Here is a 14,276-nt window from a genome sequence, read left to right on the forward strand (position 1 = left end):
GAAACCGGCCACGCTCGGCGCCTTGCGACCGGGACCGCCCCCTGGACAGTAATTTAGGTTAGGCTAACCTACCTTCGAACTTGTCCGGCGGGCACCTCGCCCCGTTCGAAAGCAGTCACGCCATGCCCAATTCCAGAGCCTCCCACCTCACCCGCCGCGGCATCCTCGCCGCGGGCGGCGCCCTCGGCCTCGGCGCCGCGCTCGCGGCCTGCGGCGGCGACGGCGCGAACAGCGGGGGCGGCGGGGACTCGGACAGCGGGACGGCCGCCGCCACGTCCGGCCCCTGGTCCTTCGAGGACGACCGCGGCAAGACCGTGAAGCTCGGCAAGGCCCCGCGGAACATCGTCGCGTTCACCGGCGTCGCCGCCGCGCTGTACGACTACGGCATCTCCGTGAAGGGCGTCTTCGGCCCGACCAGGACCCCGGACGGCAAGCCCGACGTCCAGGCCGGCGACATGGACATCAGCAAGGTCACCGTCCTCGGCAACGTCTGGGGCCAGTTCAACGTCGAGAAGTACGCGGCCCTCGCGCCGGACGTGCTGATCTCCACCATGTTCGACGGCGCGGGCACCCTCTGGTACGTCCCCGAGGAGTCCAAGGACAAGATCGCCGAGCTGGCCCCCGGCGTCGGGCTCTCCGTCTACGACCGTCCGCTCACCGAGCCGCTGCAACGCGTGTGGGCGCTCGCCGAGTCGCTCGGCGCCGACATGAAGGCCGCCGCGGCCACCGAGGCCAAGAAGAGGTTCGAGGCGGCCGCGGCCCGGCTGCGCGAGGCCGCCAAGGCCAAGCCCGACATCAAGGTGATGGCGGGTTCCGCGAGCCAGGAGCTGTTCTACGTCTCCGGCAGCAACCTCTCCATCGACCTGGAGTACTTCAAGGCGCTCGGCGTGAACCTCGTCGAGCCTCCGGAGAAGGCCAAGGCCGAGGGCGGCGGCTGGTACGAGAGCCTGAGCTGGGAGAACGTCGACAAGTACGCGGCCGACATCATCATGATGGACGACCGCACCTCGGCCCTCCAGCCGGCCGACATCACCGAGGCCACCTGGAAGAAGCTGCCCGCCGTCAAGGCCGGCCAGGTCATGTCCCGCTCACCCGAGCCGATCCTGTCGTACGACAAGTGCACCCCGCTGCTCACCGGCCTCGCCGAGGCGCTGGAGAAGGCCAAGAAGGTCTCCTGACCCGCCGCACCCCGGTACGCCCCGCACCCACCCGGCACACCCCGCGTCCCGAAGCACCCCGCGCCCACCCGGCACACTCCGCGCCCCGAAGCGCCCCGCACCCACCCGACACGCTCCGCACCGCGGCCCGTCCCGCACCGCCCCGGGACGGGTCGCGGTGCGGGGCGTGCGGCGACCGCGGCGACACTCCGGGGGCGTGGGGACGGTCACGGACGAAGCAGACCCCCTTCTAATTTAGGTTAGGCTAACCTAAGTTGATCTCGCGGATCCGCCCCGTGTCCGCCCCGCCGCGGACCGTCCCCACCGGAGGACCCCCACCATGCGCTCGCACCTGCTCAATGACACGACCGCGGAGCACTACCGCCGCTCCGTGACGGAAGGCGTCGAGCGGGTGGCCGCGCAACTGGCCGCCACCGAGCGTCCGTTCACCGGCATCACGGCAGACGCCCTCGCGCCCCGCATCGAGCGGATCGATCTCGACCGGCCGCTGCACGACACCGCGGCCGTGCTCGACGAGCTCGACGAGGTCTACCTCCGGGACGCGGTCTACTTCCACCACCCCCGCTACCTCGCCCACCTCAACTGCCCGGTCGTCATTCCGGCGGTGCTCGGCGAGGCGGTGCTGTCCGCCGTCAACTCCTCCCTCGACACCTGGGACCAGTCGGCCGGCGGCACCCTCATCGAGCGACGGGTCATCGACTGGACCGCCGGACGCATCGGCTTCGGCCCCGCCGCGGACGGCGTGTTCACCTCCGGCGGCACCCAGTCGAACCTCCAGGCGCTGCTGCTGGCCCGAGAGGAGGCCAGGTGCGCGTCGCTCGCCGACCTGCGCGTCTTCGCGTCCGAGGCCAGTCACTTCAGCGTGCAGAAGTCCGCGAAACTGCTCGGCCTCGGCCAGGACGCCGTGGTCTCCGTCCCCGTCGACCGCGACAGGCGCATGCGGACCGTCGCCCTCGCCCGCGAGCTGGAGCGCTGCCGGCAGGACGGCCTGGTGCCGATGGCCGTCGTCGCCACCGCCGGAACCACCGACTTCGGCTCCATCGACCCGCTGCACGGGATCGCCGAGCTGTGCGCCCGGTACGGGACGTGGATGCACGTCGACGCCGCCTACGGCTGCGGGCTGCTGGTCTCGCTGAAGCACCGGGACCGCATCGACGGCGTGGAGCGCGCCGACTCGGTCACCGTCGACTACCACAAGTCCTTCTTCCAGCCGGTGAGTTCGTCCGCGGTGCTGGTGCGCGACGGCGCCACGCTGCGGCACGCGACCTACCACGCCGACTACCTCAACCCCCGCCGCACGGTGCGCGAGCGCGTCCCCAACCAGGTCGACAAGTCCCTGCAGACCACCCGCCGCTTCGACGCGCTGAAGCTGTGGATGACGCTGCGCACCATGGGCGCCGACGGCATCGGGCAGCTGTTCGACGAGGTGTGCGACCTGGCGCGGCAGGGCTGGGGACTCCTCATGGCCGACCCCCGCTTCGACGTGGTCGTCGAGCCGGCCCTGTCCACCCTCGTCTTCCGCTGCGTCCCGGCCGCCGTCACCGACCCGGCGCTGATCGACCGCGCCAACCTGCACGCCCGCAAGGCCCTGTTCGCCTCGGGTGACGCGGTGGTCGCGGGCACCAAGGTGGGCGGTCGCCACTACCTGAAGTTCACCCTGCTCAACCCCGAGACGCGGCCGTCCGACATCGCCGCCGTCCTCGACCTCATCGCCGGCCACGCCGAGCAGTACCTGGGAGAGTCCCTTGACCGCGCATCCTGAACCCGGCCGCGTCCACGACCTGGTGGGCATCGGGCTCGGCCCGTTCAACCTCGGGCTTGCCTGCCTGACCGAGCCGATCTCCGAACTCGACTGCGTCTTCCTGGAGTCCAAGCCGGACTTCGAGTGGCACTCGGGCATGTTCCTCGACGGCGCCCATCTGCAGACGCCGTTCATGTCGGACCTGGTCACCCTGGCCGACCCGACCTCGCCGTACTCCTTCCTCAACTACCTGAAGGAGAAGGGCCGGCTGTATCCCTTCTACATCCGCGAGAACTTCTACCCGCTGCGGGTCGAGTACGACGACTACTGCCGCTGGGCGGCCGGCAAGCTGAGCAGCGTCCGCTTCGGCGCGACGGTCACCCGGGTGACGTACGAGGACGGGCTGTACGCGGTGCGGACCGCCGCGGGCGACACCTGCCGCGCCCGGCACCTGGTGCTGGGCACCGGCACCACCCCGTTCCTGCCCGAGCCGTGCCGGGGGCTCGGCGGCGGCCTCCTGCACACCGCCGAGTACACGCGGCGCCGGGAGGACCTGCGGGCGAAGAAGTCGATCACGATCGTGGGCAGCGGCCAGAGCGCCGCGGAGATCTACCACGAGCTGCTCGGCGAGATCGACGTGCACGGCTACCAGCTCAACTGGGTCACCCGCTCCCCGCGCTTCTTCCCGCTGGAATACGCCAAGCTGACCCTGGAGATGACCTCCCCGGACTACGTCGACTACTTCCGCGCGCTGCCCGAGGAGACCCGCTACCGGCTGGAGAAACAGCAGAAGGGCCTGTTCAAGGGCATCGACTCGGACCTGATCGACGCGGTCTTCGACCTGCTCTACCGGAAGAACGCCGAGGGCGGCGGCCGCCCGGTACCCACCCGTCTGCTCACCAACTCCTCGCTGGTGCGCGCCCGTCACGAGGACGGCGGCTACACGCTCGGCTTCCACCACGACGAGCAGGGCAAGGACTTCGAGATCCACACCGAGGGCCTGGTGCTGGCCACCGGCTACCACTACGAACCCCCGGCCTTCCTCGACCCGGTCCGCGACCGCCTGCGCTTCGACGCCCACGGCCGCTTCGACGTGGGCCGCAACTACGCCGTCGACGTCACCGGCCGGGGCGTGTTCCTGCAGAACGCCGGCGTGCACACGCACAGCGTCACCTCACCCGACCTCGGCATGGGCCCGTACCGCAACAGCTGCATCATCCGCGAGCTGCTCGGCGGCGAGTACTACCCGGTCGAGAAGACCATCGCGTTCCAGGAGTTCGGCGTTTGACTTCCTCCCCCGCCTGAAGGCGGGGGATTCCAGCGGTCACCCGCTGGGGTTCCTGCTTCACCGACGACCGCCCCGTCCGGGAGGACTCCCGTTGAGGTCTTACACCGTCTCCACAGGCGGACGCCGCCGGCCCGGCGGCCAGGATGTCGCGTGCCGCGTTCACGTCGCGGTCGTGCACGGCGCCGCAGTCACACGTCCACTCGCGGACGTTCAGCGGCGTCTTCGCCGCGACCGCTCCGCACGCCCCGCACAGCTCGGTGGACGGTGGCTGCCGGTCCGCCCTGGCGGCGAACCGGCTTTCCCTGCCCTGCTCCGCAGGAGTCCGTTCCTCCCCCGCGAGCGGGAGGTACCCCCATCCCGGCCTGACGGCCGGGGTATCCACGGAGGAATCCCGATGACCCGGCAGACGACCCGGTACACGGCCTTCACTTTCCGGCCCGTCGACCCGCCGGCCGACGGCGAACTGCTGCACCGCTGGGTGACGCACCCCAAGGCGGCCTTCTGGATGATGCGGGACGCCCGGCGGGAGGACGTCGAGCGCGCCTACCTGGAGATCGCCGCCGACCGGCACCACCACGCCCTGCTCGGCCTGCGCGACGGCGAACCCGCCTTCCTGATGGAGAAGTACGACCCCGCGCACCGCGAACTGACCGGCCTGTACGAGCCCGAGCCGGGTGACGTCGGCATGCACTTCCTGGTACCGGCCACCGACACGCCCGAGCACGGGTTCACCCGCGCCGTCATCACCGCCGTACTGGCGCACCTCTTCGCGGACCCGGCGGCCGCCCGGGTCGTGGTCGAGCCGGACGTGCGCAACAAGGCCGTCCACGCCCTGAACGCGGCCGTCGGCTTCGAACCACTGCGCGAGATCGAGAAACCGGAGAAGCGGGCGCTGCTGAGCGTCTGCACCCGGGAGCGGTTCCGGGCGGCGACGGGGGCGGTCGCGTGAGCCCCGCCGACGCCGTGGCCCACCTCTCCCCCGAGCGCTGGGAACGGGCGGGCCGCCTCCTGCTGCGCAAGGCGCTCGCCGAGTTCGCGCACGAGCGGCTGATCACCCCCGAGCCGGACGGCGACGGGTACGTCGTCCGCGGCGACGACGGGCTGACCCACTACCGGTTCACCGCCACCCGCCGCGCCCTGGACCACTGGCAGGTGGACGCGGACTCCATCACCCGGCACCGCGAAGGCGCCGAAATACCCCTGGACGCACTGGAGTTCTTCATCGAACTGCGGCGGACGCTGGGCCTGGGCGACGACATCCTGCCCGTCTACCTGGAGGAGATCTCCTCCACCGTCTCGGGCATCTGCTACAAGCTCACCAAGCCGCCGGTCACCGCCGCCGAGCTGGCCCGGGCCGGCTTCCAGGACGTCGAGACCGGCATGACCGAGGGCCACCCCTGCTTCGTCGCCAACAACGGCCGGCTCGGCTTCGGCGTCCACGACTACCTGTCGTACGCCCCGGAGACCGCGAGCCCGGTGCGCCTGGTATGGCTGGCCGCGCACCGCTCGCGGGCGGCGTTCACGGCCGGCGCCGGGATCGAGTACGGGACGTTCGTCCGGCAGGAGCTGGGCGACACGGCCGTGGAACGCTTCCACCGCACGCTCACCGGGCGGGGCCTGGACCCGGCCGACTACCTCCTGATCCCCGTGCACCCCTGGCAGTGGTGGAACAAGCTCGCCGTCACCTTCGCCGCCGAGGTCGCCCGCGGGCACCTGGTGTGCCTCGGCGAGGGCGACGACGAGTACCTGGCCCAGCAGTCGGTGCGGACCTTCTTCAACGTCTCCCACCCTGGGAAGCACTACGTCAAGACGGCCCTGTCGGTGCTCAACATGGGCTTCATGCGCGGTCTGTCGGCCGCCTACATGGAGGCCACCCCGGCGATCAACGACTGGCTGGCCCGGCTCGTCGAGGCCGACCCGGTGCTGCGGGCGACCGGCCTGACGATCATCCGTGAGCGGGCCGCGGTCGGCTACCGGCACCCGGAGTACGAGAAGGCGACCGACCGCCGCTCGCCCTACCGCAAGATGCTGGCGGCGCTGTGGCGGGAGAGCCCGGTCACCTCGCTGGCGGACGGCGAGTCCCTGGCCACCATGGCCTGCCTGCTGCACGTCGACCACGAGGGCGCGTCCGTCGCGGGCGCGCTGATCGAGCGGTCGGGCCTCGCCCCCGCCGAATGGCTGCGGCACTACCTGCGGGCCTACTACGTCCCGCTGCTGCACAGCTTCTACGCCTACGGACTGGTCTACATGCCGCACGGCGAGAACGTGATCCTGGTGCTGAGGGACGGCGTGGTGCGGCGGGCGGTCTACAAGGACATCGCCGAGGAGATCGCCGTCCTGGACCCGGACGCGGTCCTGCCGCCCGAGGTGCGGCGCGTCCGCGTGGAAGTGCCCGAAGAACAAAGGCTGCTGTCGGTCTTCACGGACGTCTTCGACTGCTTCTTCCGCTTCCTCGCCGCGAACCTCGCCACCGGGGGGATCCTGGAGGAGGACGGCTTCTGGCGGACGGTCGCCGACGTCACCCGCGAGTACCAGGAGTCGACGCCCGGGCTGGCCGACAGGTTCGCCCGGTACGACCTGTTCGCCCCCGAGTTCGCCCTGTCCTGCCTCAACCGGCTCCAACTGCGCGACAACCGGCAGATGGTGGACCTGGCCGACCCGTCCGGCGCGCTCCAGCTCGCCGGCACCCTGAGGAACCCCCTCGCGCGGTACTGACCCGGCACGAGCGGGCACCCCGCGGCACGGTCCGCGGGGTGCCCACCTCGCCCTCCGCACCCTCCGCGCCCGCCTGCCCGTCACGCCCGCCTGCCCGTCACGCCCGCCTGCCCGTCACGCCCGCCGGCCGGTCGCGACCGCCGCGCCCGCCACGCCGGTCACACCACTTGTGCCGCTTGCACCGCTTGCGCCGGTCGCCCGGATCGGTGCGGATCACCCGCCCGGGGAACCGGTGCGACAATCCCCCCATGGCGGAAATCCTCCAGAAGGACGGCACCTGGGCGTTCGACGGCGACGCGCTCCGACTGACTCCCGGACGCGACAAGAACGTCAGCCTGCTGCGCCAGACGCTCGGTGAACTCGTCGTGCCGCTGGGCGCGTTGGCCGGGATCTCGTTCGAGCAGGGCAAGCGTGCGGGCCGGCTGCGGCTGCGCCTGCGGGACGGCGCCGACCCGCTGCTGCACGCGACCGGCGGCCGGCTGACCGAACCCCACGACCCCTACCAGCTGATCGTCGAGCCCGACCGTCACGGCGTCGCCGAGTACTTCACGGACGAGGTCCGCAGCGCCCTGCTGCTGGACCAGGTCCCGGCCGGCCCGGCGACCGAGTTCCTGCTGTCCGGACCGCCGGTCCCGCTGTCGGTCTCCGCCGGGGACGGCACCGCGAGCTTCGACGGCGAGCGGGTCCGCCTGGAGTGGAACTGGAAGACGGAGGACGCCAAGGCCGCCGCCGGCGCCCGCACCCTGGCCCTGACCGACATCGCCGCCGTGGAGTGGCAGCCGGCCGTCGGCCTGGAGAACGGGCATCTGCGCTTCACCGTGAAGGACGCGGCGACCGAGGCGCCGCCCAAGTACGACCCCCACGCCGTCGAGCTGTGGGGTTTCAAGAAGGACCCGCTGATGGCGCTGGTCGCGGCGGCCGTGCAGGCCCGGCTGCCGCACCCCTCGACGGCGGCCGCGCCGGAGCCGGAACCGCCGCGCCCGCGGCTCCCCGAGCCGCCCGGGCCGGCCCGCGAGGACGACCACGACGCGCTGCTGCGGCGACTGCGCGAGCTGGGCGACCTGCACCGTTCGGGGGTCCTCACGGACGAGGAGTTCGCCCTGGCCAAGCAGGCGGTCCTCAAGCGCATGTGAGAACCGCCCGCCGCCCGTGCACCCCGACAGGGGTTCCAGCAGCCCCTTGCCCGAAATCGGGCAGGATTCTTGCGAAACCGCCTCCGGTGGCCCATGATCTACCGGTGCACGACGAACTCGTAGATCACCTGACGCGGACCACGCCCCTGAGCCGGGGCGAGGCACTGCGGGTGATCCAGGACGTGCTCGCCTACTTCGACGAGACGACCGAGCAGTACGTCCGTCGCCGCCACCGCGAGCTGCAGGCCCAGGGCCTGGTGAACTCGACGATCTTCGAACGGATCGAGGCGGACCTGAAATACCGGGCGGTGGCACCTCCGGAGCTCACGCTCCGGCAGCTGCGCCGCATCGTCTACGGCTGAGGGACACATCTTCCATGTGCGGAATTGTCGGATACATCGGGAAGCGTGACGTCGCCCCGCTGCTGCTCGAGGGCCTGCAGCGGCTGGAGTACCGCGGCTACGACTCGGCGGGCATCGTCGTCACGTCCCCGAAGACGGCCGGGCTGAAGATGGTCAAGGCCAAGGGCCGGGTCCGCGACCTGGAGGCCAAGGTCCCGGCGCGGTTCAAGGGCACCACCGGCATCGCCCACACCCGCTGGGCCACCCACGGCGCCCCCTCCGACGTCAACGCCCACCCGCACCTGGACGCCGAGGGCAAGGTCGCCGTCGTCCACAACGGCATCATCGACAACGCCTCCGACCTGCGCCGCAAGCTGGAGGCGGACGGCGTGGAGTTCCTCTCCGAGACCGACACCGAGGTCCTCGTCCACCTCATCGCCCGCTCCCAGGCCGAGAAGCTGGAGGAGAAGGTCCGCGAGACCCTGCGGGTCATCGAGGGCACGTACGGCATCGCCGTGATGCACGCCGACTTCCCCGACCGGATCGTGGTGGCCCGCAACGGCTCCCCGGTCGTCCTCGGCATCGGCGAGAAGGAGATGTTCGTCGCCTCCGACATCGCCGCCCTGGTCGCCCACACCCGGCAGATAGTCACGCTGGACGACGGCGAGATGGCCACCCTCAAGGCCGACGACTTCCGCACCTACACCACCGAGGGCACCCGCACCACGGCCGAGCCGACCACCGTGGAGTGGGAGGCGGCGTCGTACGACATGGGCGTCCACGACACCTACATGCACAAGGAGATCCACGAGCAGGCCGAGGCTGTGGACCGTGTGCTGCGCGGCCGGATCGACGACCGCTTCTCCACCGTGCACCTCGGCGGCCTGAACCTGGACGCCCGTGAGGCGCGCCAGATCCGCCGCGTGAAGATCCTCGGCTGCGGCACCTCCTACCACGCGGGCATGATCGGCGCCCAGATGATCGAGGAGCTGGCCCGCATCCCCGCGGACGCCGAGCCGGCCTCCGAGTTCCGCTACCGCAACGCCGTGGTGGACCCCGACACCCTCTACATCGCCGTCTCCCAGTCCGGCGAGACCTACGACGTCCTCGCCGCCGTGCAGGAACTCAAGCGCAAGGGCGCGCGGGTGCTGGGCGTGGTCAACGTGGTCGGCTCCGCGATCGCCCGCGAGGCCGACGGCGGCATCTACGTGCACGCCGGGCCCGAGGTGTGCGTGGTGTCCACCAAATGCTTCACCAACACCACGGTCGCCTTCGCGCTGCTCGCGCTGCACCTGGGCCGCACCCGCGACCTCTCCGTCCGCGACGGCAAGCGGATCATCGAGGGTCTGCGCCGGCTGCCCGCGCAGATCTCCGAGATCATGGAGCAGGAGGAGGAGATCAAGAAGCTGGCCGAGCAGTTCGCCGACGCCCGCTCGATGCTCTTCATCGGCCGCGTCCGGGGCTACCCGGTGGCCCGCGAGGCCTCGCTGAAGCTCAAGGAGGTCTCCTACATCCACGCCGAGGCCTACCCGGCCTCCGAGCTCAAGCACGGCCCGCTGGCACTCATCGAGCCGGCCCTGCCGACGGTCGCCATCGTCCCCGACGACGACCTGCTGGAGAAGAACCGCGCGGCCATGGAGGAGATCAAGGCCCGCAGCGGCCGCATCCTGGCGGTGGCCCACCAGCACCAGGAGAAGGCCGACCAGACGATCGTGGTCCCGAAGAACGAGGACGAGCTGGACCCGATCCTGATGGGCATCCCCCTCCAACTCCTCGCCTACCACACGGCCTTGTCCCTGGGCCGGGACATCGACAAGCCGCGCAACCTCGCCAAGTCCGTGACGGTGGAGTAGAAGACGGCGGAGTGGAGACGGGTGGCGTAGTGACGGTGACGTAGATCCGCCTCCGCGCACCCGGTGCCCTCCGCGCGCGGGCCGAACGACCCCCTGTGTGCCACCCGCACAGGGGGTCGCTCCTCTCAACGGCCGGGGCCGCCACGCCCCTCGGCTCCCGGCCCCCGGCTGCCTCGGCCGGCGGCCGTCACACCCCGGCAGGCAGCCCGTCGAACACGGGTACGTGAGCGATATATGCCCTGTGCAAAAACGCGGACACCCCTACGCGCCGGTAGATTCGCGCCGCGCGCGGGGGATTTGACGATGCGTGAGTCGGCGACCGCGAAGTCCGCGGCTACAACCGGACCGCGGGAGCTACGGGGAGCTACGGGATGACCACCACGGGCCGCCGCGCCCGCTTGGCCAGCCGCCCCGCGACGGAGCCGAAGATGCGCCCCGCGATGCCGTGCGTGGAGCCGACGACGATCGCGTCCGCCTCGTACTCCCGCCCGACCTCCTCGAGCTCGTGGCAGATGTCGCCGCCGCGCTCGACCAGGATCCAGGGCACCTCGGCGAGATGGTCGGCACAGGCCAGCTCCAGCCCGAGCACCTCGGTGCGGTGGTCGGGCACGTCGACGAAGACCGGCGGCTCGCAGCCCGCCCACACCGTGGTGGGCAGCCGGTTGGCGACGTGGACGATGATCAGGCCCGAGCCGGAGCGGTGGGCCATGCCGACGGCGTACGCGAGGGCTCGCTCACTGGAGGTCGAGCCGTCGAATCCCACGACGACACCGTGCTTGAAGGCGGGATCGCAGGAATGGCGTGGCTCTTCCGCCGCCAGGGGATCGGCCGCCGTGGGGTCGGCGACCGGCCGCTTGCGGTCCGCGGGTTCGAAGAATTCGTGACCGGCCATGGCTGTCTCGGCGTTGTGATCCTTGATCGGGTGGGACGACAGTGTGCGGCGGAGCTGTGTCCGGGAAACATCTTCCCAACCCCATACCCCCAAGGGTACGGCGGCACGCCTCCTTAGCCCAGACCCCGCCCACGACCCGGCGGGGGTTCCAGGGAGCATGCACGAGGGTGCGCCCGTCACGCAATGGTTGCTGCGACGTACAGGCGGTTCGCCCGGGGTTCAGGTGTCCGTGCCGCCCGCCCGGCCGAGGCGTACAGTGACCGCCCGGTGGAACAGGCGTTGAACCCGGTGACCGCCGTCCCAGGGAGCACACGCATGGCCGCACCGCACCGCACTCCCGACCGCCCCCGCCGCAGCGCCCCGGTCCCGGACTCCGCGACCGGCCTCGTCCGCTGGGCGGCCTTCAGCTGCTTCCTGGTCCCGGTGGTCCTCCTGTGGTGCGGCACCTCCCTCGCCGGCGCGGCGGGCACGGCCGGCGGCCTCGCCGCCGTCACGTCCGTCTGCCGCCTGCCGCTGCGCCGTTCGGAGCGCGGCGCGGCCCGGCCGCCGGCCGCCGCGCGGGTCCCGCACCGCGACCGCCGCCACGGGGCCTGAGCGGGCCCGCACCGAGGCGGACGTCACACCGGGGGACGTACACCGGTCGGCTGACCGGTTTCCGCGCACGCAAGCGCATCTTTTCAGCCAACTTCTGGACACCGCGCATCCTTTGGGCCGACCACCCCCCAACCCCCGTTCCACCTGCACGGACAGGGGGTCGCGGGCCCCACGCACCCTATGCGGATTGGCCACCGCCACGAGGCGCACTTCCCTGCACGGCCCACGAGTGCAACGCTTCGTGATCGAATGCTTCACGCCAAGTTGCCATGTCGACAATGTGCCGGTTGCCGAAGTCGGTCACCCCGGCACCACGGGACACAGTAGATTCGATCTTGACGTCTTACGGCGGGGGACTCGTGCAGGACCGAGGGGAAACGTGCAGGAGCGACACAACCGAGGAGCCGCGACCACCGAGGGGGGCTTAGCAGGATGAGCCACGACTCCACTGCCGCGCCGGAAGCCGCGGCCCGGAAGCTTTCCGGGCGACGCCGCAAGGAGATCGTCGCGGTGCTGCTGTTCAGCGGCGGCCCCATCTTCGAGAGTTCCATTCCGCTGTCGGTGTTCGGGATCGACCGCCAGGACGCCGGCGTACCGCGCTACCGCCTGTTGGTGGCGGCCGGTGAGGAAGGCCCGCTGCGGACCACAGGGGGCCTGGAACTGACCGCGCCACACGGGCTGGAGGCGATTTCGCGCGCGGGCACGGTCGTCGTGCCGGCCTGGCGCTCGATCACCTCGCCGCCACCGGAGGAGGCGCTCGACGCGCTGCGCCGGGCCCACGAGGAGGGCGCCCGCATCGTCGGGCTGTGCACCGGCGCCTTCGTCCTGGCCGCGGCCGGCCTGCTGGACGGCCGCCCGGCGACCACACACTGGATGTACGCGCCGACGCTGGCCAAGCGCTACCCGTCGGTCCACGTCGATCCGAGAGAACTCTTCGTCGACGACGGGGACGTGCTCACCTCGGCCGGCACCGCGGCCGGAATCGACCTGTGCCTGCACATCGTGCGGACCGACCACGGCAACGAGGCGGCCGGCGCGCTCGCGCGCCGGCTGGTCGTCCCGCCGCGCCGGACAGGAGGCCAGGAGCGCTACCTGGACCGCTCTTTACCCGAGGAGATCGGCGCCGACCCGCTCGCCGAGGTCGTCGCCTGGGCGCTGGAGCACCTCCACGAGCAGTTCGACGTGGAGACCCTCGCGGCGCGCGCCTACATGAGCCGGCGCACCTTCGACCGCCGCTTCCGCTCGCTCACCGGGAGCGCCCCCCTGCAGTGGCTGATCACCCAGCGGGTGCTGCAGGCGCAGCGCCTGCTGGAGACGTCGGACTACTCGGTGGACGAGGTGGCCGGCCGCTGCGGCTTCCGTTCCCCGGTGGCCCTGCGCGGCCACTTCCGCCGGCAGCTGGGCTCGTCCCCGGCCGCGTACCGCGCGGCGTACCGGGCCCGGCGGCCGCAGAGCGAGCGGCCGGTCGAGCCGGAGAGTCCGGCGGCACCCGTCGGCGCCCCCGGACCGGCGCCTGCGCTGCACCCGGAGGGTCCGGTCCCGCCGCAGACCCGCCGCACCGCGGCGAGCGCGATGGGCCCGGCGCCGTCACCGGCCTCGGCGTACGCGGCGGCGTCCGCGTCCGACAACGGCCGCGACGCCTACCTCGCGGCCCGGGCGGCCGTGCCGGGACAGCGCAGCGGCACCTGATCCGGCGACGCCGGACGGACGGACCCGCTCCGTCCGTCCGGCGTCCGCGGCCGGTCCCGGCCCCGCCCGGGCTCTGCACCGGTCCCGGCCCCGCCCGGGCTCTGCACCGCTGCCGGCACCGGCACCGGCACCGGGCGTCGCAAAGCCGGACGTCAGCTTTAGGGTGGTCGCATGAACGATCGCATGGTGTGGATCGACTGCGAGATGACCGGCCTCTCGCTGTCCGACGACGCGCTCATCGAGGTTGCCGCCCTCGTCACCGACTCCGAGCTGAACGTGCTCGGCGAGGGTGTGGACATCGTCATCCGCCCGCCGGACTCGGCGCTGGAGACGATGCCGGAGGTGGTGCGTCAGATGCACACCGCGTCCGGGCTGCTGAACGAGCTCGCCGGCGGCACGACGCTGGCCGACGCCGAGGAGCAGGTCCTGACGTACGTCCGCGAACACGTCAAGGAACCCGGCAAGGCTCCGCTGTGCGGGAACTCCGTCGGCACCGACCGCGGCTTCCTGCTGCGGGACATGCCCACGCTGGAGGACTACCTCCACTACCGCATCGTCGACGTCTCCTCCATAAAGGAGCTGGCCCGGCGCTGGTACCCGCGGGCGTACTTCAACAGCCCCGAGAAGAACGGCAACCACCGCGCCCTCGCCGACATCCGCGAGTCGATCGCCGAGCTGCGCTACTACCGGGAGGCGATCTTCGTGCCGCAGCCCGGCCCCGACTCGGACACCGCCAAGGCGATCGCCGCGAAGCACGTCCTGCCTGCGCAGTAGGCCTTCCGGGGCCGCCCGGAGGGGCGCCGCGAAAGCCGGGCGCGAGCACCCCTTCGGACCCTGTACACTTTTTCTCGG

General features: G+C 71.6%; 12 protein-coding genes and 1 pseudogene. 11 read left to right on the forward strand and 2 right to left on the reverse strand.

The window, feature by feature from the left end:
* Positions 1-122: 122 nt before the first annotated feature.
* The 3 genes from VKA29_RS05370 to VKA29_RS05380 all read left to right on the forward strand — a co-directional run bounded on the left by VKA29_RS05370 (position 123) and on the right by VKA29_RS05380 (position 4,207).
* The gene (locus tag VKA29_RS05370; RefSeq protein ID WP_324784013.1) at positions 123-1,178 is read left to right on the forward strand and encodes an ABC transporter substrate-binding protein; all 1,056 of its coding nucleotides are present in this window, start codon (positions 123-125) and stop codon (positions 1,176-1,178) included.
* 319 nt (positions 1,179-1,497) lie between these two features.
* Positions 1,498-2,940, forward strand: coding sequence for a lysine decarboxylase DesA (desA, locus tag VKA29_RS05375; RefSeq protein WP_324784014.1), 1,443 nt, complete (start codon positions 1,498-1,500; stop codon positions 2,938-2,940).
* Complete coding sequence (locus tag VKA29_RS05380) at positions 2,924-4,207, forward strand: lysine N(6)-hydroxylase/L-ornithine N(5)-oxygenase family protein (protein ID WP_324784015.1); 1,284 nt, start codon at positions 2,924-2,926, stop codon at positions 4,205-4,207. Before desA ends, VKA29_RS05380 begins: the two co-directional genes overlap by 17 nt.
* Here the strand turns inward: VKA29_RS05380 and VKA29_RS05385 are convergent.
* A pseudogene (locus VKA29_RS05385) lies at positions 4,134-4,484 on the reverse strand (zinc ribbon domain-containing protein); the annotation flags it as partial. The gene VKA29_RS05380 and the pseudogene VKA29_RS05385 sit on opposite strands and share 74 nt — an antisense overlap.
* Before the next feature lie 117 nt (positions 4,485-4,601).
* Between VKA29_RS05385 and VKA29_RS05390 the strand changes: the two are divergent.
* The 5 genes from VKA29_RS05390 to glmS all read left to right on the forward strand — a co-directional run bounded on the left by VKA29_RS05390 (position 4,602) and on the right by glmS (position 10,249).
* Positions 4,602-5,156, forward strand: coding sequence for a GNAT family N-acetyltransferase (locus VKA29_RS05390; protein WP_324784016.1), 555 nt, complete (start codon positions 4,602-4,604; stop codon positions 5,154-5,156).
* Positions 5,153-6,922 carry an IucA/IucC family siderophore biosynthesis protein gene (locus VKA29_RS05395; RefSeq protein ID WP_324784017.1) on the forward strand — a complete coding sequence of 590 codons (1,770 nt, stop codon included), beginning with the start codon at positions 5,153-5,155 and terminating at the stop codon, positions 6,920-6,922. Before VKA29_RS05390 ends, VKA29_RS05395 begins: the two co-directional genes overlap by 4 nt.
* A 248-nt stretch (positions 6,923-7,170) precedes the next feature.
* Positions 7,171-8,055 (forward strand): DUF4429 domain-containing protein, encoded by an 885-nt coding sequence (locus tag VKA29_RS05400; RefSeq protein WP_324784018.1) that lies wholly within the window; start codon positions 7,171-7,173, stop codon positions 8,053-8,055.
* Between the two features lie 104 nt (positions 8,056-8,159).
* Complete coding sequence (locus VKA29_RS05405; protein ID WP_324784019.1) at positions 8,160-8,417, forward strand: hypothetical protein; 258 nt, start codon at positions 8,160-8,162, stop codon at positions 8,415-8,417.
* 14 nt (positions 8,418-8,431) lie between these two features.
* Positions 8,432-10,249: a glutamine--fructose-6-phosphate transaminase (isomerizing) gene (glmS, locus tag VKA29_RS05410; RefSeq protein ID WP_324784020.1), complete on the forward strand. Its 1,818-nt coding sequence runs from the start codon at positions 8,432-8,434 to the stop codon at positions 10,247-10,249.
* Positions 10,250-10,613: 364 nt separating this feature from the next.
* On the opposite strand, the gene VKA29_RS05415 is transcribed toward glmS, so the two are convergent.
* Entirely contained in the window at positions 10,614-11,141 is a 528-nt protein-coding gene (locus VKA29_RS05415) for a universal stress protein (RefSeq protein ID WP_324784021.1), read from the reverse strand.
* Positions 11,142-11,456: 315 nt separating this feature from the next.
* On the opposite strand from VKA29_RS05415, the gene VKA29_RS05420 reads away from it, so the two are divergent.
* From VKA29_RS05420 to orn, 3 genes are all read left to right on the forward strand, one after another.
* The gene (locus VKA29_RS05420) at positions 11,457-11,735 is read left to right on the forward strand and encodes a hypothetical protein (RefSeq protein ID WP_324784022.1); all 279 of its coding nucleotides are present in this window, start codon (positions 11,457-11,459) and stop codon (positions 11,733-11,735) included.
* 432 nt (positions 11,736-12,167) lie between these two features.
* Complete coding sequence (locus tag VKA29_RS05425) at positions 12,168-13,424, forward strand: helix-turn-helix domain-containing protein (RefSeq protein WP_324784023.1); 1,257 nt, start codon at positions 12,168-12,170, stop codon at positions 13,422-13,424.
* 171 nt (positions 13,425-13,595) lie between these two features.
* Entirely contained in the window at positions 13,596-14,198 is a 603-nt protein-coding gene (orn, locus tag VKA29_RS05430) for an oligoribonuclease (protein ID WP_324784024.1), read from the forward strand.
* Positions 14,199-14,276: the final 78 nt, after the last annotated feature.

Source organism: Streptomyces sp. H51 (assembly GCF_035656535.1).
Classification (GTDB): Bacteria; Actinomycetota; Actinomycetes; order Streptomycetales; family Streptomycetaceae; genus Streptomyces.